Annotated in this window: 22 protein-coding genes; 13 read left to right on the top strand and 9 right to left on the bottom strand. The window is 41.1% G+C overall.

The window, feature by feature from the left end; all coding sequences use genetic code 11:
* Nucleotides 1-115: 115 nt before the first annotated feature.
* From AACM45_RS06100 to AACM45_RS06090, 3 genes are all read right to left on the bottom strand, one after another.
* Nucleotides 116-1,696 (bottom strand): RagB/SusD family nutrient uptake outer membrane protein, encoded by a 1,581-nt coding sequence (locus AACM45_RS06100; protein ID WP_339141427.1) that lies wholly within the window; start codon nt 1,694-1,696, stop codon nt 116-118.
* 31 nt (nt 1,697-1,727) lie between these two features.
* Entirely contained in the window at nt 1,728-4,793 is a 3,066-nt protein-coding gene (locus AACM45_RS06095; protein ID WP_339141426.1) for a SusC/RagA family TonB-linked outer membrane protein, read from the bottom strand.
* 153 nt (nt 4,794-4,946) lie between these two features.
* Complete coding sequence (locus AACM45_RS06090) at nt 4,947-5,960, bottom strand: GntR family transcriptional regulator (RefSeq protein ID WP_339141425.1); 1,014 nt, start codon at nt 5,958-5,960, stop codon at nt 4,947-4,949.
* A gap of 356 nt (nt 5,961-6,316) precedes the next feature.
* Here AACM45_RS06090 and AACM45_RS06085 point away from each other — a divergent pair, with 356 nt between their 5' ends.
* Nucleotides 6,317-6,691: a GTPase gene (locus AACM45_RS06085; RefSeq protein WP_339141424.1), complete on the top strand. Its 375-nt coding sequence runs from the start codon at nt 6,317-6,319 to the stop codon at nt 6,689-6,691.
* A gap of 49 nt (nt 6,692-6,740) precedes the next feature.
* On the opposite strand, the gene AACM45_RS06080 is transcribed toward AACM45_RS06085, so the two are convergent.
* The 6 genes from AACM45_RS06080 to AACM45_RS06055 form a co-directional block, all read right to left on the bottom strand.
* Nucleotides 6,741-7,136, bottom strand: coding sequence for a hypothetical protein (locus AACM45_RS06080; protein WP_339141423.1), 396 nt, complete (start codon nt 7,134-7,136; stop codon nt 6,741-6,743).
* Nucleotides 7,137-7,252: 116 nt separating this feature from the next.
* Nucleotides 7,253-8,377, bottom strand: coding sequence for a helix-turn-helix domain-containing protein (locus AACM45_RS06075; protein ID WP_339141422.1), 1,125 nt, complete (start codon nt 8,375-8,377; stop codon nt 7,253-7,255).
* A gap of 118 nt (nt 8,378-8,495) precedes the next feature.
* Nucleotides 8,496-9,218 carry a pirin family protein gene (locus tag AACM45_RS06070; protein WP_339141421.1) on the bottom strand — a complete coding sequence of 241 codons (723 nt, stop codon included), beginning with the start codon at nt 9,216-9,218 and terminating at the stop codon, nt 8,496-8,498.
* 90 nt (nt 9,219-9,308) lie between these two features.
* Nucleotides 9,309-10,175, bottom strand: coding sequence for an AraC family transcriptional regulator (locus AACM45_RS06065; RefSeq protein ID WP_339141420.1), 867 nt, complete (start codon nt 10,173-10,175; stop codon nt 9,309-9,311).
* Nucleotides 10,176-10,177: 2 nt separating this feature from the next.
* Nucleotides 10,178-10,801 (bottom strand): ribosome biogenesis GTP-binding protein YihA/YsxC, encoded by a 624-nt coding sequence (gene yihA, locus AACM45_RS06060; protein ID WP_339141418.1) that lies wholly within the window; start codon nt 10,799-10,801, stop codon nt 10,178-10,180.
* A gap of 214 nt (nt 10,802-11,015) precedes the next feature.
* Nucleotides 11,016-11,780, bottom strand: coding sequence for an alpha/beta fold hydrolase (locus tag AACM45_RS06055; protein WP_339141417.1), 765 nt, complete (start codon nt 11,778-11,780; stop codon nt 11,016-11,018).
* A 271-nt stretch (nt 11,781-12,051) separates the two neighbouring features.
* Here AACM45_RS06055 and AACM45_RS06050 point away from each other — a divergent pair, with 271 nt between their 5' ends.
* The 12 genes from AACM45_RS06050 to ftsA are packed head-to-tail and all read left to right on the top strand — an operon-like array spanning nt 12,052 to nt 25,497.
* Nucleotides 12,052-12,534 carry a division/cell wall cluster transcriptional repressor MraZ gene (locus AACM45_RS06050; protein ID WP_339141415.1) on the top strand — a complete coding sequence of 161 codons (483 nt, stop codon included), beginning with the start codon at nt 12,052-12,054 and terminating at the stop codon, nt 12,532-12,534.
* Nucleotides 12,527-13,429, top strand: a complete 903-nt coding sequence (gene rsmH, locus AACM45_RS06045) for a 16S rRNA (cytosine(1402)-N(4))-methyltransferase RsmH (protein ID WP_339141414.1) — start codon at nt 12,527-12,529, stop codon at nt 13,427-13,429. Before AACM45_RS06050 ends, rsmH begins: the two co-directional genes overlap by 8 nt.
* A gap of 39 nt (nt 13,430-13,468) precedes the next feature.
* Complete coding sequence (locus tag AACM45_RS06040; RefSeq protein WP_339141413.1) at nt 13,469-13,786, top strand: FtsL-like putative cell division protein; 318 nt, start codon at nt 13,469-13,471, stop codon at nt 13,784-13,786.
* A gap of 1 nt (nt 13,787) precedes the next feature.
* Nucleotides 13,788-15,800 carry a penicillin-binding protein gene (locus tag AACM45_RS06035; protein ID WP_339141412.1) on the top strand — a complete coding sequence of 671 codons (2,013 nt, stop codon included), beginning with the start codon at nt 13,788-13,790 and terminating at the stop codon, nt 15,798-15,800.
* Nucleotides 15,797-17,260, top strand: a complete 1,464-nt coding sequence (locus AACM45_RS06030) for a UDP-N-acetylmuramoyl-L-alanyl-D-glutamate--2,6-diaminopimelate ligase (RefSeq protein WP_339141411.1) — start codon at nt 15,797-15,799, stop codon at nt 17,258-17,260. The genes AACM45_RS06035 and AACM45_RS06030 overlap by 4 nt, the downstream gene beginning before the upstream one ends.
* A 2-nt stretch (nt 17,261-17,262) precedes the next feature.
* Nucleotides 17,263-18,483, top strand: a complete 1,221-nt coding sequence (mraY, locus tag AACM45_RS06025) for a phospho-N-acetylmuramoyl-pentapeptide-transferase (RefSeq protein WP_339141410.1) — start codon at nt 17,263-17,265, stop codon at nt 18,481-18,483.
* A 1-nt stretch (nt 18,484) separates the two neighbouring features.
* Complete coding sequence (murD, locus tag AACM45_RS06020) at nt 18,485-19,819, top strand: UDP-N-acetylmuramoyl-L-alanine--D-glutamate ligase (protein WP_339141409.1); 1,335 nt, start codon at nt 18,485-18,487, stop codon at nt 19,817-19,819.
* A gap of 10 nt (nt 19,820-19,829) precedes the next feature.
* A complete protein-coding gene (locus AACM45_RS06015) occupies nt 19,830-21,032 on the top strand; it encodes an FtsW/RodA/SpoVE family cell cycle protein (protein ID WP_339141408.1) in 1,203 nt (400 codons plus the stop codon).
* Nucleotides 21,019-22,107, top strand: coding sequence for an undecaprenyldiphospho-muramoylpentapeptide beta-N-acetylglucosaminyltransferase (gene murG, locus AACM45_RS06010; RefSeq protein WP_339141407.1), 1,089 nt, complete (start codon nt 21,019-21,021; stop codon nt 22,105-22,107). Before AACM45_RS06015 ends, murG begins: the two co-directional genes overlap by 14 nt.
* A complete protein-coding gene (gene murC, locus AACM45_RS06005) occupies nt 22,104-23,456 on the top strand; it encodes a UDP-N-acetylmuramate--L-alanine ligase (protein ID WP_339141405.1) in 1,353 nt (450 codons plus the stop codon). Before murG ends, murC begins: the two co-directional genes overlap by 4 nt.
* Nucleotides 23,457-23,487: 31 nt before the next feature.
* Nucleotides 23,488-24,165: a cell division protein FtsQ/DivIB gene (locus tag AACM45_RS06000; RefSeq protein ID WP_339141403.1), complete on the top strand. Its 678-nt coding sequence runs from the start codon at nt 23,488-23,490 to the stop codon at nt 24,163-24,165.
* A gap of 3 nt (nt 24,166-24,168) precedes the next feature.
* On the top strand, nt 24,169-25,497 hold the full coding sequence (ftsA, locus tag AACM45_RS05995) for a cell division protein FtsA (RefSeq protein WP_339141402.1): 1,329 nt from the start codon (nt 24,169-24,171) through the stop codon (nt 25,495-25,497).
* Nucleotides 25,498-25,517 lie beyond the last annotated feature (20 nt).

Raw genomic sequence — 25,517 nt, 5'->3', positions numbered from 1 at the left:
CCGAAAAAGGAGAATAATATTCTATTCTTTTCATCAAAAGCAGTGTCATAAGTCAAAGGCCAAACAGTATCATAAATGCTCGGCCTTGACCTTCTTGAAATAAACTAACTCAAACTTAATAACCTGGATTTTGATCTAGATTGGGGTTGGCATTTAATTCTGGTACGGGAATCCAAAGTAACTCATCGCGACCAGGAGTGAAAAATGCGGATTCCCCAGCCAATGATTTAGGATGTCTACCACCAGCGATGGTGGAACCTTGTCCCATTACGTCGTCTGCTAAATTCCAACGGACCAGGTCAAGGTATCGATGACCTTCCCCTGTAAGCTCCATAATACGTTCGGCCACTATGGCATCAAAAGTTTCATCTTGCGATAGGCCTCCGACCAAATCGGCTATTTGTGCCCTTTGCCTCACTTGGTTGACCAAAGAAATGGCATCTGGGGTATTACCTAGTGCATTTTGGGCTTCCGCCAGCATCAGCAATACGTCAGCATAGCGTATTATCCTCCAATTTACACCTACGGTCTGTCCAAACCCTGGAAGTTCTTGCCGAGTGCCTGCAAAGAGCATCGCATATTTTCTCGTAAAAAGTGGGTCTACGCCAGCGACTTGGGCAGCTTCAATATCGGGTGCAAAATCTTCTAAGAACGGAACCCCTCCATACCCAGTGGCCCCTGGATAGTCAAATGCAATAGTGGCATTGCGCCTTACGGTATCTGCATTGTCTTCAAATGTTTGTAGAATATGGGGATTGATATAATGACTTCTGTCCAAGCTTACCGTTGGGGGGGAGTAATCAATATAGAAGTTGCTCTGAGAGCCGGTAAGTGGCACGTCAGATCCCCATACAAAATTGTCTTGAGGTGAAAATTGCAGCTCAAATACCGACTCTACGTTGTTTTCATTGACTACGGTGAAGTTCTCTTCATATTGCCCTGCTGGCAATAGACTGTAAATTCCACTATTCACAACAGCTTGAAAATCTGAGGCCGCCTCAGCATAATTCTGAAGGTAGAGCTGCGTTTTCCCTCGTAATGCTTGTGCAGCACCACTTGTCGGTCGCCCTAAGTCATTGTCGGACCATGTTGCCGGCAGCATGTTTATTGCCATTCCTAAATCGGCAATTACCGAATTGAAGACTTCAGTTTGTGTCGCCTGTGATGGAAAGAAATCTTCTTGGGTCTCTGGGGTATTTAAAACCAGGGGTACATTGCCCCAAAAGGCTGCCAAGTACCAGTTCGCGAAGGCACGCATGAAATAGGCCTGACCCAATATCTCATCCCTTGCACTCCCAGTGGGTAGATTTTCATCATTGGCCTCTTCGAGAATCGTATTGGCCCTAAATATCGTTTGATACAATTGTGGAAACATGTCCGTGGCCCATCTACTGACCCCAGGCACCCCTTGAAGGGTCGACATGGTGGTATTGTTCGCAAAAGGCACCACATTAAATGCGTCTGAACGTAAGAGTGGCCCCGTGTGAACCACACGCCCCCAAAAGAAGACGGCGGTGATGGGATGTACCATGCCATTTACGGCCACCCTGAAATCATCCTCGTTGTTGAAGAAGTCTAATTGCGAGACGGTATTCGGGTTCGAAATTTCGAGCTGATCTTCATTGCATCCATTAAAGGGAATCAATAAAGCGGAGAGCAAGGTCAAAATCAAAAGTTTATTCGTCCTGTTTTTCATTTTTATAATTTTCATTAATTCATAACCACTACTAAAAAGATACCTGAACCCCTAGAATAAAAGTACGGGGCCTAGGTTGCGCACGCAGGTCAATTCCCCTACCGAAAATTGGAGGGGTGTTATTGGGGTTACCAAAGAAACCACCACCCGTACCAGCCAAAGTGGAACCGATTTCAGGATCATATCCACTATAATCCGTAATGGTAAATACATTCTGCATGTTGTAAAATATTCGGGCATTGCTTACCCATTCGATATTGATAAAGTCGGTCAGGTCGTATCCCACTTCTAGGGTGCGGAGTCTTAAGTACGAACCGTCTTCAACATAAAAATCAGAGGGTAGTTGATTTCCAGCAGCATTGGGTAGGGACGCCCTCGGAATGTTAGTGTTTTCATTTTGCCCTAATACAAAGGCATCACGTACGTATCCGAATTTATTGCCATCCAAGAAAAATGTTCCTGTAAAACGGGTGGCGTTAAAGATTTCGTTTCCTTGTACCCCATTTAGGGTTAACCCAAAATCCCAATTTTTATAGGTTCCGTTGAAAGTCACACCATAGGTAAAATCGGCTACCGGTGAACCTAGGTTCACCCTATCATCATTATTGATAATACCGTTGCCATCAACATCTACCCTTCTAAAATCACCGGGTTGCAAAATGGCCCTTCGTTCAGGGTCGTTGGCAACACCTGGATCATTATCGATTTCAGCTTGACTTCTATAAATACCATCGTTTTCAAAACCAAAAAAGAAGCCCACTGGTTGCCCCACTTCGAATCGATTGGGGGTGTTGCCCTCTTCGTCAATGGATGGTCCGACCAAGGGGTTCGGAAGTTCCGTAAGCTCATTGCTTATAGTAGCAAAGGTCAACCCTACGTTGAAGTCAAAATCGCCTCCTGAATTGTGGTTGTAATTCGCTTGAAATTCAAAACCCCTATTTCGAATTGAGGCTGCATTTTGCGTTACGGCATTTGCGGATCCAGTAGTCGAGGGTACGGCCACCTGTGCCAATACGTCATTGTTGTTCCTGACAAAATAATCTGCCGCAAATGTGATGCTATTGTTCAATATGGCGCCATCAATACCGATACTGGTAGATTCGGCAGTTTCAAATGAGATATTTTCGTCTACCAATGAAGTGATCGCGAAACCACCTGCCGTAGTATTATTGAAACTGACGTTTGATGATGGGTTTAAGACGGATTGAAACAAAAAGTCACCAATATTCTGGGAAGCCAGCTCGCCATAACCAGCCCTTACTTTAAGTGTATTGAAAAGGGAATCTTCGGGCCACCAGTCTTCATTGCTAATTACCCAACCTGCCGAGAATGCCGGAAGCACGATATTATTGAAATCATCTTCAGGGGAAAACCTTGATGAGGCATCCCTACGTACAATGGCCGTGAATAGGTATTTGTTGTCAAACTTATAATTCACCCTTCCAAAAAGGGAAAACACCCGTGATAGGAACCTGCCGCCACCAGAGTTTACGATTTGGTCTGCAAAGGAAGCGATATTGGTGATGTTGTTAGATGGTAGGCCCTCTGCCAAAACTGCCAGGGAATTGTTGTCGGTCTGTTGGCGTGCACCCCCTAAGAGTACATCAATACCATGTTTTCCAAAAGTATTCTTATAATTAATGGTAGGTTCGATGTTGGTGGATAATATTTCACCTCGAACTTCGGTAAGGTCATTCAATTCATTTAGGTTCACTTGTTGGTCGGTCGGGCTTAGGTCAAATGTAGGTTGAAAGAAGTTGCCATAGGTGTTTCTATAATCCACCCCGATGTTCACCCCGATGTTAAGCCCTTCAAGTATCTTATATTTGACATTGAAATTACCTAATAGGTTTCTTTGGGTCACTTGGTCATCGACCAATTGTGCCAACGCGAAATTATTGGTTCCCCCTGAGCCATTGTATAAGTTCGAGTCAATGGCTTCGAACCCTCCCAATCTTTCAGGAGCGGATTCCCTGACTACAGGGGCGGTAAAGGTTCCATTACCAAAAAAGGTATTGTCATTGAGGTCTCTTTGATTGTAGGAGAACGATTCTTCAAACGTGAATTTACCGGTCTTGAACCTACTATTGAACCGAACGTTAAAACGTTGAAAATCAGTACTGGTTACGATACCTTCTTCATCATAATAATTGGCGGAGAAAAAATAGGAGGAATCTTCACCACCCCCAGAAATATTAAACCCATAATCTTGTATGAAACCTGAGTTGAGCGAGAGGTCTTGAAAATCGGTATTTATCCCGGGATCTGTAATATTCGCGGGTAATCCCTCATTTGCACTACGTTGGTTTAAGAATGCCACAAATTCGGGGCCGTCAAGAAAATCCAATGTTCTTCCAACGGAATTTGCCCCACTGCGAATATCAACTGAAACCTTGGGTGCCGAATCCATAGTGCCCCGGTTGGTCGATATAATGATTACCCCATTGGCGGCCCTGGTACCATAAATAGCTGCCGATGTAGCATCTTTGAGTACCTGAATATCAATGATATCCTTTGCGTTGAGAAAGGTAATGTCATCGACTATGGCGCCATCCACCACATAAAGGGGAAATGTATTGGTCAACGAACTGATACCCCGTACTATAACATTGGTCGGTGCACCTGGGCCACCACCACCACTTTCAACTTGCACACCAGCTAACCTACCTTGTAAAGCATTAGTCGGATCTGCATTGACGATTTGTTTGATTTCTTGTTGCTTGATTTGGGCAATGGCTCCGGTTACATCAACTTTTGCCTGTGAACCAAAACCGGTAATGACCACTTCATCCAAACTTTGTGCATCTACGATCATGGTTACATTTACGGTCGTTTGTCCGTTTACGGGAATTTCTTGGTTTTGATAGCCGATATAGCTAAACACCAATGTAGCTTCAGGGGCCACGGTGATACTATAGTTTCCATCAAAGTCGGTGGTCGTACCATTTACGGTACCTTTTTCTACAATATTGACCCCAGGGAGAGGTCCGGTATCATCTGAAACCGTACCGGTAATTGTAGTCTGCTGCGCAATAAGTGCACCAGAACACAAAAAGGCGAGCAAAATGGCAAACCTTTTAAAAGAGTAGTTGTTCATACGTTTTGTTTTAGGTTTTTATGCTATGATAGTCTATGCTATTGAACGAAAGTATAAAAAAAATGAATAACTATCATTTTTAATTAAAAAAAATGAGATTAATTAAATAATAGAATTGATTTTTTTATAATATTTTCTTTTTGAAGAAAACCCTTACATAGACTCACGTTCAATAAGGTCAGTAGAAATTATCCTTTTGGAAAAGCTCAATGCCCTGATGTTTTGGGCAGTTGTTACCGCCATTTGCTTAAAATCGGTTGAAATCGTAGTGATACCGCCTGAAATCAGTTCCTTTACGATATGATCGTTGAACGATAACACACCCACGTCCTTCCCTATTCTGAAATCGCGATCCTTACAGTCTTTTAAAAGCAACCATAAATCGGAATCGCTGATCACGAAATACATGACATCCTTGCTTAACGAGTTCGATTCATAATTCTTTGAGATATTCAGGGTCAATTGATTATGGGATGCAAAATTTTTTAATGATTCCAAAGTTCCCGTGGGATAGTCCATATCATCACGATAGAAAAGTACCAGACGCTTGTATTTTTTGATTTTAGGCATTAATTTTTCAAGTATGGCGTAGGTGCTTTCCTTGAATTCTTGCGTTACATAAGTGTAATCAGGGCCTAGATCTAGAAATCGATCTACGACAATCAGTTTTTCCGGACTAAGGGTCTTAAGGATTTTCTTTGACTTTTCGCCGATAATGGGTGCCACGATGTACATACCGTATTTTCCATTGATGTTGGAGAATATGGTCTCAAAGACCTCATCATTGTTATGGTGAAAGAAAACATCAATTTGTACTTTGTCTTCAAGCTCTTTTCTCAAAGCATTGTAAAACTCTTGTTGAAACCGCTGAAAGGAGTACATTATGAGCGCTATCTTTAAATAAACATCCGTTTTGTTGCTTATGACGAAATAACCCTTGGTTTTTTTAGACTCGACGAGTCCTTTATCCTTTAGCTCTTCATATGCCTTTACGATTGTTTTTCGAGCAAATCCGACCTCATCGACCATAACATTGATCGAGGGAAGTTGGGAACCGACCTTTAAGTGGCCCGAATTGATGGCATCCATGATTCCTAAAACGAGTTGTTCGTGTTTTGATAGGGCATTGACTCGTTCTAAATTCTTTATAAACTCAATTAGTCTCATAGATTGCCAAGAAGTAATTGGATACGGAATAATACGAAAAAAATTGATTGTTATCTAACCCTAACCCCATTTCATGCTTAAATGAAATCCAATATTTAGAAATCGGGACCCTAAGGTCGATGAAAGGATCAAAGACCTCAAATAGTCCATCTAGTAAGAGATCTGTTGTTGAAACAGTAGTATTTGAACGATTATGTAATGTGTAAATAGCTTTATGAATGCTTGATTTTTTAAGGCGAAATTAAAAAATCGATTTATGATTTCCCAAAAGGCCTACACGTTAAGTTTTTTATAGGTAGTGATGCAAATCATTTGATCGTCATTTCAAGTTCGCCCAACAGTTGTACTTTTAGGTCATGAAAAAGAAGACACCTCAAAAGTTGGTATTTGTCTATAATGCGAATTCAGGAAAAAGAAATGCCGTTATGGATAGTATGCATAAAGTGTTTAGCCCAACCACCTACGATTGTAAGCTCTGTGATATTACCTTTGGCGTGATTAGCGAAAATCGTACTTGGAAAAAGTTTCGAAAACAGAGTACGGATCAAATGATCTTTTTGCACAAAGATGAGTTTGCCAAGAAGTATGCCAGTAAGTTCGGTTATAAATTTGAGTTTCCGATTGTATTGATAGAAACGCATAATGGGTTGGAGGTGTTGGTGTCAACCCAAGAATTAAATGCAATGAAGACCGCACATGGGTTGGTCAGATTATTAAAGGAACGATTGTGAAAGCTTCCCAGTATAAATAATGCTGGGAAGCCGATTTTTAAACATGCCGTCAATTTACCTTTTCTGCAATCCAAACCGAAAGAAAGTTTCGGTTTAAGGCATGGGTCGTTCCGTAGAGTTTACCATTTTTAAAATAAAACGAAGTGTTGTATTCCCCAGAATTATCCCCAGAGGTCAATGCGGCATAAAGGATGCCTAGCTGGGTATTGATTTGTCCATTTTTTAGTTTGACCCCTTCTCGGTAAAACGTTCCTTGGATTTTCTTGTTTTCTACATTGGTAATACGCATCATGGCGAAATTGGTATCATTTTCGTCATCTGGGCTCATATCCAATTTCCACTCCCCTAAAAGAACGTTAGGGTCTACTTTTTCATTTTCTTGTGAAAAAGCCGAGGTCATGAACAAAGAAAAAATAAATAAGCTGAGTACTGTTTTTGTTTTCATGGAATATATTTTTTTGTTTGCCCAAACCTAAGGCATTGCCCAATTGTGGACGCTTCAATTTTAAAATTGAGACTATTTTAAAAGTCGGGGGTGGTGTCAAATTAAAAATCGGGACCTTAAAAAGAAGTTCTTAGCTCGCTGGGGGAGACCCCTAGGTGTTTTTTTACGGCCCTATTGAAAGATGATTTAGAATTGAAGCCCGCTTCAAAGGCCAAACTTAATAAGGTGTATTTTTTATTTTTGGGTTGTTGCAAAAGAGATTGTAATTCTTTTACCCGTAATTCATTGATGTAATCGGCAAACTTTTTTTGTATAACCGTGTTTAGGCACTTGGTCAATAGGTATGGTTTTATTTTCATGTTCGCTGCCAAACTGCCCAGAGTCAGCTCTGGATCTTTAAACCATTTGTTTTCTTCCATGGTTGCGTTCAAATCATTCGCAATCATCGTCAATTGTGCCAACTCATCATTAGGGATTTTTGCTCTTAAATATTTAGAGTCCTTTCTTCTATACCCTTCAATACCCAACCAATAAGTAAGACCCGAAATGCCGATGAAAAATGGATAGTAATAAAATTGTGTGAAGTAGAAATAAGAGGTAAATGCTGCCTTGTTAATGACGATTAAATCAACTATAAGAATACATAGTACGACAATAAAGTAGACTTTGAATGCAAGCAACACCTTTTTTAGCCAATTCAAACTGCCGTTCGAAATTGTTTCACCCCGATTTTTAACCTTAATTAGTCTTTGTGCCTTGGTAGCATATAGGATTATTAAAATACTGGCTACAAAATAGATGGTAGATAGGTTCATCCAAACCACATAGCCCCAATACCCCAACCAAGATAAACTTTCGCGGGTGCCTTCCCAATACAGGTTTTGCAATCGAACGAAAATGCTAAAGGCGACCTGTATGGCGAATGGAATCAAGTGCACTAGATCATTTCTTTTGAATTTAAAGTTGTTGGTCAAATGTGCCTTGACATAAAAGTAGAGCAGGGGACCGTGTATCCAACTAAAATCGAGCATAACATAGTACCAACCGTCATAACGCCCCAAGCCGAACAATCTAAGTATTTGCACTAATAAGCGATAAGAAAGAAAAAATAGGATAGTGGCCAGTATGCGGTTGGCCAATTTGTTGTTTTCTGAACTTCTTAAGAGGATACCACCATAAATCAGGCCTTGAACACAACCTACGGAAAGCAAAATGATAATGATGGTGCTTGAAACGCTCATTTGCCCCGTAAAATAAGGAATTCTAAAAAATTATAGAAGAAAAAAAAGCAATCCCAGACAAGGCGCAATATGCCTCTTTGGGATTGCTTAATTAATTTTGGGCTTTCTTTCGATTGATTTAAAGCGCCTGTAATTCCATAGGTACTTCCATCAGCAATACTTTACTATCGGTAGACGCCTTGAATTCAAAACTGTCGGTTTCCCAGATTCCATACCCATCGCGTTTGTTCAAAGTTTGCCCATTGATGGTTACTTCCCCTTCGAGAACAAAAGCATATACCCCGTCGCCCTCGTTTTTGAAATGATAGGTTTCTGTGGCATCGGCTTCAAATTTACCTAAGTGAAACCAAGCATTTTGATGCACCCATACCCCTTCATCTTCTGGGTTTGGTGAAAGCACTTGATAAAAACTGTTTTCCTTTTCAATATCCTTGGTAGAAATTTGATCATACCGAGGTGTTACGTTTCGCTTATTGGGAAATACCCAAATCTGCAAGAACCGGACTTCTTTATCGGGGTTCTTGTTGTACTCACTATGGAAAATACCCGTGCCGGCACTCATAACCTGCACATCACCTTCTTTGATAGTGGTCGTATTGCCCATGCTGTCTTTATGTTCTAGATCACCTTTCAATGGTATTGAGACGATTTCCATATTGTCATGGGGATGGGTGCCAAACCCCTTCGCCTCGGCTACCCTATCGTCATTGAGTACACGAAGTACGCCAAATTGGTTTCGTTCTGGATTATGATATCCCGCAAAACTGAACGTATGGTAACTTTCTAACCAACCATGGTCTGCATGGCCCCTTGTAGTTGCTTTATGTAATACACTTTTCATAATGTTGTTTTTTTTGTTCACTACAAAGTTGCCAAGAAACGCAGAACCTTGGAATATGTAAAAACGGCAAAGGCTTGTAAAAATCCGATATCAATGGGACGCCTTAAAAACGGATGGGGAGACCCCCGTACATTTCTTAAAGAAATTACTGAAGTTCGCTGGTTCGGAAAACCCCAAAGAATAAGCAATTTCCTTATTGGAGAGGTTGGTGAAAAAAAGCATGCGCTTGGCAGCGTTGGTAATGCGGCTCTGAAGGTGTTCTTTCGCTGTTTTGCCTGTTAACGACTTTACGACCCTATTGAGATGGTCTGGGGTTACATGCATGGCCTCGGCATAAGGTGAAGTGTGATGCCAACTCCTGTATTTTAAGTTGATAAGCGATTTGTATTTTTTAAGTAGGGTACCACCAGATTCCATAGTCTGGGTGTCCAATAGGCTTAAATCGCATAGATTATGACAGGTTATCAGCCATAATTTAAGTAAGGCCCCAATGGCCTCATATTTGAACCGTTTATTAGAATGGTAATATGTCAGCATTTGTTGTGCGTATTGGTCTACCGAAGTCAATGCTTTTTCGTCTAACTCCATTGGCGGACTTTCCCCAAATTCGTGAAATAGATTGATATCCGATATAAAGTCGACCGAAATATTATTCGCAATCAAAAACTGCTCAGAGAATAACAGCGAATATCCCTCGGGCCTTTGTTGCTCAGCCAGTTGGTGAACTTGACCGGGGCCTATGAAGTAAACCTGTTGCGGCGCTATGGTATAGCTGTTAAAATCGATTCGATGTTGCCCACTTCCTTTTTTGACCAGTAATATGGTATAGAAATCATGGCGATGGGGGGTGTCGGTCTCTCCTTTTCGCGTATCGTATATCGCTTCCATTTTGGCAATCCGAAAACTCAAATCGCTATCATCACGATCTACTTGGTGATAGGTTTTAAGGGAGTCCATATTCAATTTAGGGTACTATTGTTTTGGTTGACCTGGGTGTTGATTTTCTCGATATAGTCAAGTAACGCCTCTTTTCCTAAACGGTGGGTCGATGAGGTGATAAAGTAGGTTGGGGATTCTTCCCAGGCGGTATCGAGCAAAACCTGTATATAATTTTGCACTTGTCTGTCGGTTCCGCCAGGTTTTAGTTTATCGGCTTTGGTGAAGATAATGGCAAATGGCACACCGTTGGTACCCAACCATTCCATGAATTCTAAATCTATCGGTTGGGGTTCATGTCTTATATCGACCAATACAAAAGCACAGACCAATTGCTTTCGTTTTTGAAAATACTCGGTAATATACTTTTGAAAGGTCTTTTTGTCTTTTTTAGAAACGCGGGCGTAACCATAACCCGGTAAATCAACTAAAAACCAATTTTTATTGATTTTAAAGTGATTGATGAGTTGGGTTTTTCCAGGTCTACCTGAAGTTTTTGCCAAACTTTTTTGATTCACCAGCATATTGATTAAAGAAGATTTACCCACATTGGATCTGCCAATAAACGCATATTCGGGCAAGGCTTCTTTTGGGCATTTTGCCACACTTGAATTGCTCATCACAAATTCTGCCGAAGTGATCTTCATATGAATCGATGTTAGAATGTTAGGTGGTTGACATTAAAATTCCTTCTCATCACGATTTTTATCCTTAAAATAGAAAAATACACTATTTTCTGCTAACGTTTTGGATGTGCACTTTAATGCCGTTGTCTTAAGAAGAACTTCCTTCTAGCTATTGAAATCAAAAAAGGGCGGAATTTATTTTAGTCTACTGTCTACTGTCTATTGTCTACTGCAACTAAAACCCCCTTTTGGTCAACCAAGCATCAAGAATGGTATTGAACTCTTCAGGATGTTCCATCATTGGTGCGTGCCCACATTTTTTAATCCAAAACAATTCTGAATCGGGCAACAATTCATGAAACTCCTTCGCGACATTAGGTGGAGTGACCGAGTCGTTTTCTCCCCAAATAATGCAGGTAGGGGTATTCATATTAGGCAAATCTTTTGACATATTGTGACGAATAGCACTTTTCGCAATGGCCAATGTCTTTACCAATTTCATACGGTCGTTCACCGTAGCAAACACTTCGTCGACAATTTCTTTGGTGGCAACCTCTGGGTCATAAAAAACGTCTTGGGCCTTCTTTTTTATAAACTCATAATCGCCGCGTTTTGGGTATCCGTCGCCCATGGCACTTTCATAGAGGCCAGAACTTCCCGTAATTACCAGTGCCTTAACCAGCTCAGGGTAGAGTTTCGTGTGTAATAATCCAATATGTCCACCCAACGAGTTTCCCAAGAGAATAACATCCTCTAACCCTTTATATGCTATAAAATCAGCTAAAAACTTGGCGAAATTTTTCACCGTCGTTTTCAACATCGGCATATCATAAATGGGTAGTTCGGGTACTAAGACCTTATATCCTTTTTTCGGAAAGTGGTTCGTGACCCCCTGAAAATTACTTAAACCACCCATGAGACCATGTAATATGATGATTGGTTTTCCCTCACCTATCTCAATATACCGGTACTTTCCTTCCGTAATAACGTCCTCTCTCATTTAAGTTAGTTGGTCTAAAGTGCCAAATATAGGCATTTCAAATCATTCAAAATGACAAAATGGATGTGGTAAAAAAGTGGTGTTTTTGATTGCAATACGGCCTTTCAAGAATTGAAAAATTTGGGATTATCGGTTGAATTTGCAATTTTTGGTGGAGATTTGACGTTAAAAATATAGATTTTATTAACAATTGTGTCTTTAAGTGGAATTAAGTGGAAATAAAATCTCTATATTTGATATAAGATTCTAGAAACGAACCAATACGCTGTAGATGAACTTGATGGGTCAATTTGACTGTAAGGCCGATGCTAAGGGAAGGGTGACATTGCCCAACTCCCTGAAGAATCAGCTTATGCCCGTCATCAATCAAGATTTTGTCATTAAAAGGGCCGTGTTTCAAGATTGTCTAGAGTTATTCCCCAAAAGCGAGTTTGATGTGCTTATGAAGCAGGTCAGGGCTAAAAAGAATATTAGCAGGGATTACGATCTATTTTTCAGAAAGTTCACCGCCGGCATGAAGATAGATGTCAAGGTTGATTCAGAGACAGGTCGTTTGCAGGTACCAAAAAACCTCATCGAATTCGCGGGAATCAAAAAGGAGGTCGCACTCAATTGTGCGGATGATCGAATCGAGATTTGGGATAAGGAAAAGTATGAGGCGGTCTTGGATGAAAGTGATGCCGTTTATCCTGATGTTGCGGAAAAAATATTTACCGAAAATAGCGGAACGGTCAACGAGGGTGGTAATGGGTGAGGTGTATCATGTTCCCGTATTGCTCAAAGAATCGATTGACGGACTGCAAATTAAGAAGGATGGAGTGTATGTCGATGTCACGTTTGGTGGGGGCGGACACTCTAAAGAAATATTGAAACGACTAGGGCCTGAAGGCAAATTGTTCGCTTTTGATCAAGATGAGGATGCCTTGGCAAATGCCATTGACGATCCTCGATTTACTTTGATCAATGAGAACTTTAGGTTTTTGAGGCAGTTTTTAAAGTTCTATGGCATTTTAGAAGTTGATGGGATTTTGGCAGATTTCGGAGTCTCTTCACATCAATTCGATATGGCGGAACGTGGATTTTCGATTCGATTTGATGCTGATTTAGATATGAGGATGCGAAAGAGTGAACGGCTTTCGGCGTATCAGGTGGTCAATGCTTATTCGCAAGAAGATTTGGCAAAGGTATTATTTGAATATGGGGAACTGCGAAATGCAAATGCCATTGCCAAGGCACTAATAGATTCACGGGCAGACAAACCTATTAAGACGACCCATGACCTCAAAACGGTATTGCAGCGATTTTTGCCAAAAATGAAAGAGAATAAAATTTTGGCACAGATCTATCAGGCAATTCGTATTGAGGTGAATCAAGAGATTGCCGTTTTGAAGGCATTTTTAGAACAAGTTCCAGAAATTTTGAAAGTAGGGGGTAGGCTTAGTGTGATCAGTTATCACTCATTGGAAGATCGACTGGTGAAGCGATTTGTTCGTGCCGGAAGTTTTGAAAATGAGCCAGAGAAAGATTTTTACGGCAACATCAATGTCCCCCTTAAAAGAAAAGACAAGATGATTACCCCGTCTGCAAATGAAATAAAACAAAACAATAGGGCGCGTTCTGCAAAGCTTCGCATTGCAGAAAGAATATGATTTTCTAGACCAATAGAACGTTGCGATACTAAAATGAAAATGAAAAAAGGATTATTGGATATTTTGAAAGGTAAATTCTTAGTCAGCGGTGACGCTCCCAAGAACTGGCTTTTTTTATTGTTCGCCTCTTTTTTGGCTGCGATGATGATATCAAGTAGTCATCAAGCCGATAAAAAGGTGCATGAGATTGCAGGGCTGAATGAAGAAGTAAGGGCTCTCCGTAGTGAGTTTGTCGAAACGCGAAGGGCTTTACAGCAATTAAAACTGGAGTCCTCTTTAAAGAACGTCGTAGTTCAAAGGGGTTTGCAACCCTCTCAAGATCCCCCACAAAAAATAATCGTAAAAAAAGAACCATAAAGTGGCGATAAGTGAGAAAAATATCATGAATAGATTGTACCTGGTTGCTGGGGGGCTCTTGGTATTTGCAATCGCCGTGGTATTTCGGTTGGTCGATATTCAAATGGTGAAAGGAAGTGAATATAAGGAGCTGGCGATGCAGAAGACCGAAAGAATGTTTACCATTCAACCGAATCGTGGTAATATTTATGCAGACGATGGCAGTTTATTGGCCGCTTCGGTAGCCAAATATGAAATTCGTTTTGATGCCAATACGGTTACTGATGAAAATTGGCAAAAATATAGCGGCCCACTTTGTGACTCCTTAGGGTCCCTTTTCAACAAATCTTCATCGTATTATCGTCAAATGTTACGAAAGGCCAGGGCGAATAAGAATGGCTATAAGCTCATAGCCCGAAATGTGGGGTATTTAGAATATGTTAGAATGCGCCAGTTCCCGCTCTTTAGGCTTGGCCCCAATAAAGGGGGGTTCATAGAAAAACATCGGGTGGTGAGGGATTATCCGCTAGGTAAGATTGCGGCTAGAAGTATTGGGTATGAGCGTATTGATGAAGAAGGTCATTATACCCGGGTCGGGCTTGATGGGGCTTTCGGCACTAGCTACTTAAGAGGTAGGGAAGGAAAGCGTTTAAAACAGAAAAGTGCGGGGAGTCAGTGGAAACCCGTTGGCTTTGATAACATTATAGAGCCTCAAGATGGTCGTGACATCGTCACTACGATTAATACGAACATCCAAGATATTGCGCACCATGCACTTTTAAAACAATTGGAATATTATAAGGCGGATCACGGAACGGTAGTGGTCATGGAGACCAAAACGGGTGAAATCAAGGCAATCTCTAATCTGGGGCGCACTAAAGAAGGTAAATATTACGAAAAATTGAATTATGCCGTTGGCGAATCGCATGAACCCGGTTCTACTTTCAAGCTCATGTCTTTAATTGCAGCCCTTGAAGATAAGGTTATTGATACCAGCACCATTGTAGATACCGAAAAAGGAAGATGGCGAATCTATGATAGAACCGTTCGCGATTCAAAGTGGGGCGGTTACGGCAAGATTTCCATGGCGAAGGCGTTTGCGCTTTCCTCAAATACGGCCTTTGCCAAAACCATACATGAAAACTACAAAGAGAACCCTGAGAAATATGTAAATCGTTTGATGAACATGGGGCTCCATAAAAATTTGGACCTTCCAATAGTGGGTGAGGGGGATCCCGTATTAAGATACCCTGGTGATAAAGGTTGGTCAGGTATTTCTTTAGCTTGGATGTCTCACGGGTATGAGGTTGCGATGACCCCTATGCAAACATTGGCTTTTTATAACGCGATTGCCAATGACGGAGAGCTGGTGAGACCAAGGTTCATAAAAGAGGCAAGGGTTGGTGATAAAATCATCAAAGAATTTAAAAAAGAGGTTTTGAATCCCTCAATATGTTCTAAAGAGACCATTAAAAAAGCCCAACGCTTACTAAAAGATGTAGTTGAGAAAGATTATGGAACGGGCAACGGACTGTACTCAAAAAACTTTTCAATGGCTGGTAAAACGGGTACTTGTCAAAAGAATTATGTTGCTAAAGACCCTGATAAGTTAGCATATATCTCCTCTTTTGTGGGGTATTTTCCCGCTGATGACCCCCAATATTCTTGCATTGTAGTGATTCATGAACCTGACAAGAGTGTGGGTTACTATGGTGCTGATGTCTCGGGGCCGGTATTTAAATCCCTTGCGGAAAAAATTTACATCACTTCCCCTGTTGCGGATGAGGTTACTCCTGAGAACCCTGAGGTGGAAATGATAGAAAAATCGTATAAATCGTATTACGCCCACGCCCAAAAACAATACAAAACAGTACCCAACCTAAAGGGGATGTGCGGTATGGATGCGGTGTCCATCCTTGAGAACCTGGGGGTTCAAGTAGAAGTTCAAGGTAATGGCGGCAAAGTAGAACACCAGTCCGTTGCGGAAGGAACGAGTATCAAGGAAGTTGAAAAAATCATTTTACACCTTTCATGAAGTTATTGAAAGACATATTATATGGGGTCAGCCTTTCTGCGGTAAGTGGAGACACTTATGTTTTGGTCAACCAAATCCATTTTGACTCAAGAAAGGTGGGTATGGATGATGTTTTCGTGGCTATTAAGGGCTTACAGACCGATGGTCATAGCTACATTCAAACTGCTGTCGATGCCGGGGCCAAAGCTATTGTCTGTGAAGTCATGCCCGACTATCTCATCAATGGAATTACCTATTTGCAGGTGGATAATGGAAATCGGGCATTAGCTATAATGGCTTCCAATTTTTATGATAACCCTTCTAAAAACTTAAAACTTGTCGGTGTTACAGGTACCAATGGTAAGACTACCATTACATCCTTACTGTATAATCTTTTCAAAAATGCTGGTTATAAGGTAGGTTTGATCTCGACCATCAAGATTATGGTCGACACTAAAGAGTATCAAACAACCCACACGACACCTGATGCTTTGACCATCAATAGCAATTTGGCCTTAATGAACGAAGAAGGGGTAGAGTACTGTTTTATAGAGGTCAGTTCACATGGAATTCATCAAAAGAGGGCCGAGGGTCTCTATTTTGAAGGTGCCATATTTACCAATTTATCGCATGACCATCTAGATTATCACAAGACTTTTGCAGAGTATCGCGACACCAAGAAAAAGCTGTTCGATGGGTTGTCAAAATCTGCTTTCGCCCTTACCAATTTAGATGATAAAAATGGTATGGTCATGGTGCAAAATACCAAAGCCAGAAAGTATACCTATGCACTGAAGTCCTTTGCGGATTACCGAGGGCAAATATTGGAAAACCAGTTGAACGGACAACTACTGAAGATCGATGAGAATGAACTTTGGTCTAAACTGATAGGTGATTTCAATGCATACAATTTATTGGCCATATATGCGGCCGCGGATTTACTTGGTCTAGAAAAACTGGAGATTTTAAGGTTGATCAGTGAATTGGAAAATGTAGATGGCCGATTTCAATACTTCATTTCAAAAAATAAAATAACGGCAATAGTTGATTATGCCCATACACCGGATGCATTAAAAAATGTATTGATAACTATCAATGCATTGAGGACTGGAAATGAAAACGTCATCACCGTAGTGGGGTGTGGTGGTGACCGTGATAAGTCGAAGCGTCCGGTTATGGGTCATATCGCATCAGAAATGAGCGGTCAGGCCATATTTACCTCAGATAACCCAAGAACCGAAGATCCTGTTATCATTTTAGAAGAAATGGAAGCAGGTGTCGAACCTCAAAACAGTAAAAAAGTCTTGACCATAGAAAATAGAAAACAGGCCATAAAAACGGCCTGCAAGTTTGCTAAGGCCAATGATATCATACTCGTAGCGGGCAAAGGTCATGAGACCTACCAAGAGACTAATGGAAAACGTGTTGAATTTGATGACTTTAAAGAAGTCAAGTCGGCACTTGAACATTTAAATAAATAGGAATGCTGTACTACCTATTTGAATATTTAGAACAAGAATATCAATTTCCTGGGGCATCGTTGTTTCAATTCATAACGTTTCGTGCGGCTATGGCGGTGTTGTTGTCTTTGTTGATTGCCGTGGTCTATGGTAAACGTATCATTTTATTCTTACAGGCGAAACAAATAGGGGAAAGTGTTCGCGACCTTGGTCTTGAAGGGCAAAAACAAAAGGCCGGTACACCTACGATGGGGGGCATTATCATTATCCTTTCCACATTGATTCCAGTATTGTTGTTTTCTGAATTAAAGAATATCTACGTAATCCTTTTAATAATCACCATGCTTTGGATGGGTATTATTGGCTTCATAGATGACTATATAAAAATCTTCAAAAAAGATAAAAAAGGTCTTAAGGGCAGGTTCAAAGTGATGGGGCAGGTCGTGTTGGGGCTGTTGGTAGGTGTCGTGCTTTATTTCCACCCCGAAGTGACCATGAAAGAGAAAGATGGTACAAGAATCACCGAACAGTTCACGGTTGAACAGGTAGTTGGCAAAGAAAAAAAGGCCGTTCGCACCAATGTGCCCTTTTTCAAGAATAATGAACTTGACTATGCCGATTTTATCAAATGGGCCGGAGAAGGGATGGAAGAATATGCTTGGTTGATTTTTATACCCATCGTGATCTTGATCGTAACCGCGGTTTCAAACGGGGCAAATCTTACAGATGGTATTGATGGTCTCGCCGCAGGCTCTTCGGCAATCATCGTGCTCACCTTGGGTGTTTTTGCATGGGTTTCGGGTAATATCCAGTTTTCAGATTATCTAGATATATTCTATATCCCCAGAGTTGGTGAATTGGTGGTTTTCATAGCCGCATTTGTAGGTGGTTTGGTCGGGTTTCTCTGGTACAATGCATTTCCTGCACAAGTTTTTATGGGCGATACGGGCAGTCTCACTATTGGTGGGGTAATTGCGGTCATCGCGATCATCGTGCGAAAAGAACTGTTGATTCCCATCCTTTGCGGAATATTTTTCGCAGAATCCATTTCGGTAATGTTGCAAGTAGGGTATTTCAAACATACCAAGAAGAAGTATGGAGAGGGAAAAAGAATTTTTTTGATGGCGCCCTTGCACCATCATTACCAAAAAAAACTATACCACGAGAGTAAAATCGTCACGCGTTTTTGGATTATTGGGATTTTGCTTGCCGTGATAAGCATTGTCACCTTGAAAATACGCTGATATGAAGCGACTGGTTGTTCTTGGAGGTGGGGAGAGCGGGGTTGGAACCGCAATTTTAGGGAAGCAAAAGGGATTTGATGTTTTTGTTTCCGATAAAGGGGCGATTAAAGGGAAGTACATAAAAGTTCTTGAACATTTTGAGATTGAATGGGAACAGCACCAGCATACCGAAGCAAAGGTACTAAACGCCGATGTGGTCATGAAAAGCCCGGGTATACCTGAAAAGGTTGCATTGGTACAAATGCTTATCGCAAAACAAATTCCGGTGATTTCTGAAATTGAGTTTGCTTCGAAATACACCAATGCGACAATTATCGGTATCACGGGTAGCAATGGCAAGACTACTACAACGATGCTGACCAATCATTTGTTGAAAGAAGCTGGTTTCAACGTGGGCATGGCGGGTAATATCGGTGACAGCTATGCCAAAATGGTTGCCGGGAAGAATTTTGACCATTATGTATTGGAGATCAGTAGTTTTCAGTTGGACGGTATTGTTGATTTTAAGCCTAAAGTGGCCGTGATAACCAATATCACACCGGATCATTTGGATCGCTATGCGTATCAATTTGAGAACTATATCGCATCAAAGTTCCGTATCGCCATGAACCAAGATGAAAATGATTACCTCGTTTACGATTCAAACGATGAGGTTATTTCAGATTGGCTGCAAAAACATCCTGTTCAATCCAAATTAGTGCCCTTTTCACTTCATGAAAAATTGGAGTGGGGAGCATGGCTGAACGATAAAACAATTAATATAAACATAGAACCTAATACCTTGAAAATGAGCACAGATTTTTTATCCCTAGAGGGTCAACATAATGTAAAGAATGCCATGGCGGCAGGTATAGCCTCGCTTTTGGTCAAGGTTAGAAAAGAAACGATTTTCAATAGTATCCAATCTTTTCAAGGCGCACCACATCGACTCGAAAAAGTGTTGAAGATCAACCATGTAGAATATATCAACGATTCGAAAGCTACTAATATCAATGCAACTTACTATGCTTTGGACGGAATTAAAAAACCCATAGTATGGATTGTAGGTGGTGTGGATAAAGGCAATGACTATGGGCAATTGATGCCTATGGTGCGTGAAAAAGTGAAGGCGATTATTTGCTTAGGGGCCGACAATACCAAATTGGTCGAGGCTTTCGGCAACGTAGTGGAACCTTTGGTGGAGACTTATTCTATGGAGGAGGCAATTAAAGTCGCATATAAGGTTTCAGAAAGGGGTGACACCGTATTGTTGTCTCCAGCTTGTGCCAGTTTTGATCTTTTCGAAAATTATGAAGATCGCGGAAATCAATTTAAGGAAGCAGTTAAAAATTTATAGCTAAGAAATCATGTTGGCATTACTTAAAAACCTGAAGGGGGATAAAGCAATATGGGGTATTGTAGCCTTGTTGGCGCTATTTTCTTTTCTACCGGTGTATAGTGCCAGTACCAATTTAGTCTATGTGAAGGATACAGGTACCACAATCGGACACTTGGTAAAACATGGTGTACTTTTATTCTTGGGCTTTATGATAATCTATGCGGTACATCGCATACCCACACATTATTTCAAGGGTCTGGCACTTATCGCAATGCCGATTATTTTGATATTGTTGGGCTATACACTTACGGTTGAGACCAATATCGGCGGGGTAAACGCAAATCGATGGATAAAAATCCCCTTTGTTGGCATTCCATTTCAAACCTCAACATTGGCCTCGGTAGTCTTAATGATTTGGATAGCAAGATACCTTAGTAAAATTCGAGATGCCAAGATTACGTTTAAAGAAAGTATTTTACCGTTATGGCTCCCTGTTGGTTTGGTGGTTGGTTTGATACTACCGGCAAATTTTTCTACGGCAGCGATTGTTGGGGTGTTGGTTTTGATACTCTGTTTTTTAGGAGGATATCCATTGAAGTATTTATTGGCGATAACCGGCACGGGAATGGTGCTTGCAGGCATGTTCGTGTTTGTGCTATTCAAGGCACCAGAGGTATTGCCGGACAGGGCAGGAACCTGGAAATCGCGAATTGAGACCTTTATCCATCCTGAAAGTGCCAGTGCCGATGCTTCACGACAAGTGAATTATGCAAAGATGGCCGTTGCAGAAGGGGGGCTTTTTGGTAAAGGGGCTGGAAAAAGTGTCATGAAGAATATTTTGTCACAGAGTACCTCAGATTTCATCTTTGCCATTATCATTGAAGAATATGGATTGGTTGGTGGATTGGGGCTGTTGTTCTTTTACCTGCTACTCCTTTTTAGAATCGTGGTTGTGGCCAATTCGGCAAAAACGGTCTTTGCAAAATTGTTGGTCATTGGGGTCGGTTTGCCCATAGTTTTTCAGGCCTTTATCAATATCGGGGTAGTGGTGCAATTATTTCCGACCACGGGTCAACCCTTGCCATTGATAAGCATGGGGGGTACCGCGATATGGATGACCTGCTTGGCAATAGGGATTGTCTTAAGTGCCAGTGATAAAAAACAAGAAGAACCAAGTAGTTCGAACTTAGATGATACTAATCCTTTAGAAGTATTGAGTGGGCAACTATAGGTTCATCATATCTGGAGGAGGTACGGGCGGTCATATTTATCCGGCGATAGCCATAGCCAATGAACTGAAGCAAAGATTTGCGAATGCCGATTTTTTGTTCGTTGGGGCGAAGGATAAAATGGAGATGGAAAAAGTCCCTCAAGCAGGGTACGTCATTGAAGGCCTTTGGATAAGTGGTTTACAACGGAAACTGACATTGAAAAATCTGATGTTTCCGATAAAATTGATAAGTAGTTTGTTGAGGGCAAGAAAAATAGTGAAGAGGTTTAAACCCGATGTAGCCGTGGGTACGGGTGGCTTTGCAAGTGGTCCACTTTTGAGAATGGCTGCCAGTGCCGGGGTGCCTTGCGTGCTTCAAGAACAAAATTCATATGCGGGCATTACCAATAAACTACTCGCTGATAAAGCAGAAAAAATTTGTGTTGCCTATGATGGTATGGAGCAGTTTTTTCCTGAAGAAAAAATAGTAAAGACGGGTAACCCGGTCAGGGCAGATTTGGTCAATAATCAGATACCAAGAGAAGCCGCTTTAAAGTTCTTTGGGTTGGATATCACCAAACCGACCATACTTATTTTGGGTGGTAGCCTAGGTGCTAGAAGGATCAATCAACTTATAGAAAGTGAACTTGCCCTTTTCAAGAAAAGAGGGGTTCAACTGCTTTGGCAATGTGGTAAACTGTATTACGAAGAATACAAGAAATACGAAAGCGATGTCGTAAAAGTAAGAGCCTTCTTGAACAAAATGGATTTTGCATACAGTGCAGCCAATATCATTATCTCGAGGGCCGGGGCAGGTTCCGTTTCTGAATTGTGCCTGGTAGGCAAACCTACCATTTTTATTCCCTCGCCTAATGTTGCCGAAGACCATCAAACAAAGAATGCCCTGGCCTTGGTAAAGGAAAACGCGGCAATAATGATCAAAGAAAACGAACTCGATGAAAATTTCAAGACGGTATTCGAAGGGTTGCTGAATTCTGAAACACGGCAAGCGCAATTGTCGAACACCATTAAAAGTTTGGGGTTGCCAAAATCTACTGAATATATCGTAGACGAAATAGAAAAGTTGTTAAAATGAATTTGAAAGACGTACATAACATCTACTTTATTGGTATAGGTGGCATTGGTATGTCTGCACTTGCGCGGTATTTCAAGTTTGTCAATAAAAACGTATCTGGATATGATAAAACGGAAACCCCACTTGTCAACGAATTGATGGCATTGGGAATTCCGGTACATTTTGAAGATGATTTGAACTCAATTTCCAATGAATTCAAAAATGCGGAGCATACTTTGGTGGTCTATACACCAGCGGTACCAAAGGATTTTGGGGAGCTACGCTTTTTCTTGGATGGTGGTTTCGCTGTTAAGAAACGTTCTGAGGTTTTAGGCATGATCACCCAAGACACCTTTTGTTTTGCTGTTGCAGGTACCCATGGTAAGACCACAACGTCAAGCATTCTGGCACATTTGCTGAATGAGACCGATATGCCCTTGATTGCACTTCTTGGGGGGATATCTGAAGATCTTAATAGTAATTTTTTATTGAGGGGCACTGAATATTCCGTTGTAGAAGCTGACGAGTATGACCGCTCATTTTTACAGCTTGCGCCAGATGTGGCCTGCATAACCTCGATGGATGCCGACCATTTGGATATTTATGGCGATGCCGCCGAATTGACCAAGTCATTCAAGGCCTTTGCGGCTAAAATAAAACCCAATGGAAAGCTATTTGTGAGAAAGGGTTTGCCCTTGCTAGGAATCAGTTACGGTATAGAAGATGGTTCGGATTATTGCATCAACAACATTAGAATTGAACAGGGCAGTTACGTATTTGATTTGAAAACCCCCCAAGGGATAGTTGGTAATGTCCGCTTCAATAAACCGGGCAAGCATAATTTGCTCAATGGTTTGGCGGCTTTTGCAATGGCGGCGCAAATAGTTCCCAAACATTATCGTTTGGCAGAGGCCTTGGCATCTTTCAAAGGGGTGCAAAGAAGGTTTTCGTATCAGATCAAAGAAAAAGATTTCATTTTCATCGACGATTATGCACATCACCCAACCGAGATTGAAGCAGTATATCAGGCAGTGACCGAAATGCATCCCAACAAAAAGACCATGGTGGTTTTTCAACCTCATTTGTATTCAAGGACAAGGGATTTTATAAAAGGCTTTGCGTCGAGTCTGGCAAAGTTTGACCACATACTATTATTGGATATTTATCCCGCTAGGGAAACCCCTATCAAAGGTGTTGATTCTTCGTGGTTATTGGGAAAAATCGATAACCCTAATAAAAAATTGGTACAGCGGGAAAAAATAATCGACGAGATAAATAACTGTCAACCAGAGGTTTTGATAACTATGGGAGCAGGGGATATCGGATTGGAAGTTAAGAACCTGAAAAAACAATTGGCATATGCGGATTAATAGGAACCATATAAAATTTTCTTGCCTTTTCGTGGCAATTATAGCATTGTACGGCTTTGCCGATTATCGACACAAGGCTAAACCAGTGACGGATATTTCCATTAATTTTTTTGGGGAAAACAACTTATACCTGACCGAAGAGGCGGTTAATAAATTGTTAATACAAAATTACGGAAGCTTAAAAAACAGACCGAAAGAACAGGTAGTTTTGAATACCATAGAGCGGCTCATTGAGTCGAATGAAATGGTGAAAAATGCCCAGGTCTATCTCTCTATTAAAGGGGAGCTTATTTCTAAAATTGTTCAGAAAAAACCGATTGGAAGGGTTGAAGGCATCTCTAAGTTTTACTTGGACGATCAAGGAAAACGCATGCCTTTATCGCGCTATCATTCGGCTAGGGTGCCTATAATTACGGGTAAGATAACAGGTAAAAGCCTTGAGGACGCGTATATCATTTTGGACTATATAAATAAAGATGATTTTTTAAGAAAGAATGTAGTGGGTATTCATGTTGAGGACGAGGGTAAATATCAGTTGAAGTTGAGGATAGAAAATTTTGTAGTGAATTTGGGCGGTGTCGAGAATCTTGATGAAAAGTTTGAAAATTTCATGGCTTTTTATGTAAAGGCTTCAAAGGATAAAACTTTAGAAGATTACGTAGCAGTCAGTTTAGAATTTGATAATCAAGTCGTTTGCACCAAAATATAACATATGGAACAGGGTAATTATTCAGTCGGATTAGATATTGGAACTACTAAAATAGTAGCCATAATCGGCAGGGAAAATGAATACGGCAAGATTGAGATCTTGGGTATGGGTAAGTCAAAAAGTCTGGGTGTCCATAGAGGTGTGGTCAACAATATTACCCAAACGATATCTTCTATCCAACAGGCTGTTGAACAGGCCGAATTGGATTCAGGGCTTAAAATTGCCGATGTCGTAGTCGGTATAGCAGGGCAACATATTCGAAGTTTGCAACACAGCGATTACATCACTAGACCTGATGCCGAAGAGGTTATTCATGATGGGGATTTGGATAGGTTATGTAATCAGGTCTATAAATTGGTAATGCTTCCTGGTGAAGAGATCATCCATGTACTACCACAAGAATATAAGGTCGATGGTCAGTCAGAGATCAAACAACCGATGGGCATGTATGGTGGTCGATTAGAGGCCAATTTCCATGTGGTTGTGGGGCAGGTGCACTCCATTAAAAATATTGGCCGTTGCGTTAAAAGTGCGGGCCTTGATTTGGCAAATATCACTTTAGAACCATTGGCATCGGCCGAGGCAGTACTCAGTCAAGAAGAAAAAGAAGCTGGCGTAGCTTTAATCGATATCGGTGGTGGTACCACTGACCTTGCCATATTCAAAGACGGTATCATTCGCCATACCGCCGTTATTCCTTTTGGGGGTAATGTAATTACGGAAGATATCAAAGAAGGCTGTTCGATTATCGAGAAGCAGGCCGAGCTATTGAAAATAAAATTTGGTTCAACATGGCCAGGTGAAAACAGGGATAATGAGATAGTTTCCATCCCAGGTCTTAGAGGGCGTGAGCCTAAGGAGATTACGCTAAAGAACTTATCAAAGATCATTCATGCCAGGGTAGTTGAGATTGTAGAGCAAGTCTATGTTGAGATCAAAAACTATGGGCACGAAGAGCAAAAGAAGAAATTGATCGCCGGCATCGTATTGACCGGTGGCGGTAGTCAATTAAAACATCTAAAACAATTGGTGGAATACATCACAGGTATGGATACTCGAATAGGATATCCGAACGAACACTTGGCAGGCGATTCGGACGAGCAAATCGCCAGTCCATTATATGCCACTGCCGTAGGCCTTTTAATGAACGCCCTGAAGACCAGTTCAAAGCAAGTGACACCCGAACTAGTTGAAGAGCAGGTTCAAGAAGAGGTTTTGGTCGGTGAAGAACAAGTACAAAAACGAGCTGACGTAGGCAATCAGAAAGAACGAAAGTCCATTTTCGATAAATGGTCAGAAAAGTTGAAGGACTTTTTGGATAACGCAGAATAAAATACACCCACAATAAATAA

The sequence above is a fragment of the Croceitalea sp. MTPC5 genome (genome assembly GCF_036985505.1).
Taxonomy (GTDB): domain Bacteria; phylum Bacteroidota; class Bacteroidia; order Flavobacteriales; family Flavobacteriaceae; genus Croceitalea.
Note: the sequence above shows the minus strand (reverse complement) of the source record. Positions and strands in the feature narration are given on the sequence as shown.

Excerpts from the sequence above, each read along its gene's own strand:
- mraY (WP_339141410.1), top strand. The coding sequence starts at position 17,263 with ATGCTGTACTACCTATTTGAATATTTAGAACAAGAATATCAATTTCCT.
- AACM45_RS06015 (WP_339141408.1), top strand. The coding sequence starts at position 19,830 with ATGTTGGCATTACTTAAAAACCTGAAGGGGGATAAAGCAATATGGGGT.
- murC (WP_339141405.1), top strand. The coding sequence starts at position 22,104 with ATGAATTTGAAAGACGTACATAACATCTACTTTATTGGTATAGGTGGC.
- AACM45_RS06065 (WP_339141420.1), bottom strand. The coding sequence starts at position 10,175 with ATGGACTCCCTTAAAACCTATCACCAAGTAGATCGTGATGATAGCGAT.
- AACM45_RS06030 (WP_339141411.1), top strand. The coding sequence starts at position 15,797 with ATGAAGTTATTGAAAGACATATTATATGGGGTCAGCCTTTCTGCGGTA.
- AACM45_RS06075 (WP_339141422.1), bottom strand. The coding sequence starts at position 8,377 with ATGAGCGTTTCAAGCACCATCATTATCATTTTGCTTTCCGTAGGTTGT.
- ftsA (WP_339141402.1), top strand. The coding sequence starts at position 24,169 with ATGGAACAGGGTAATTATTCAGTCGGATTAGATATTGGAACTACTAAA.
- AACM45_RS06055 (WP_339141417.1), bottom strand. The coding sequence starts at position 11,780 with ATGAGAGAGGACGTTATTACGGAAGGAAAGTACCGGTATATTGAGATA.
- murD (WP_339141409.1), top strand. The coding sequence starts at position 18,485 with ATGAAGCGACTGGTTGTTCTTGGAGGTGGGGAGAGCGGGGTTGGAACC.
- AACM45_RS06080 (WP_339141423.1), bottom strand. The coding sequence starts at position 7,136 with ATGAAAACAAAAACAGTACTCAGCTTATTTATTTTTTCTTTGTTCATG.
- yihA (WP_339141418.1), bottom strand. The coding sequence starts at position 10,801 with ATGAAGATCACTTCGGCAGAATTTGTGATGAGCAATTCAAGTGTGGCA.
- AACM45_RS06085 (WP_339141424.1), top strand. The coding sequence starts at position 6,317 with ATGAAAAAGAAGACACCTCAAAAGTTGGTATTTGTCTATAATGCGAAT.
- AACM45_RS06040 (WP_339141413.1), top strand. The coding sequence starts at position 13,469 with ATGAAAAAAGGATTATTGGATATTTTGAAAGGTAAATTCTTAGTCAGC.
- AACM45_RS06050 (WP_339141415.1), top strand. The coding sequence starts at position 12,052 with ATGAACTTGATGGGTCAATTTGACTGTAAGGCCGATGCTAAGGGAAGG.
- AACM45_RS06095 (WP_339141426.1), bottom strand. The coding sequence starts at position 4,793 with ATGAACAACTACTCTTTTAAAAGGTTTGCCATTTTGCTCGCCTTTTTG.
- AACM45_RS06070 (WP_339141421.1), bottom strand. The coding sequence starts at position 9,218 with ATGAAAAGTGTATTACATAAAGCAACTACAAGGGGCCATGCAGACCAT.
- AACM45_RS06090 (WP_339141425.1), bottom strand. The coding sequence starts at position 5,960 with ATGAGACTAATTGAGTTTATAAAGAATTTAGAACGAGTCAATGCCCTA.
- rsmH (WP_339141414.1), top strand. The coding sequence starts at position 12,527 with ATGGGTGAGGTGTATCATGTTCCCGTATTGCTCAAAGAATCGATTGAC.
- AACM45_RS06100 (WP_339141427.1), bottom strand. The coding sequence starts at position 1,696 with ATGAAAAACAGGACGAATAAACTTTTGATTTTGACCTTGCTCTCCGCT.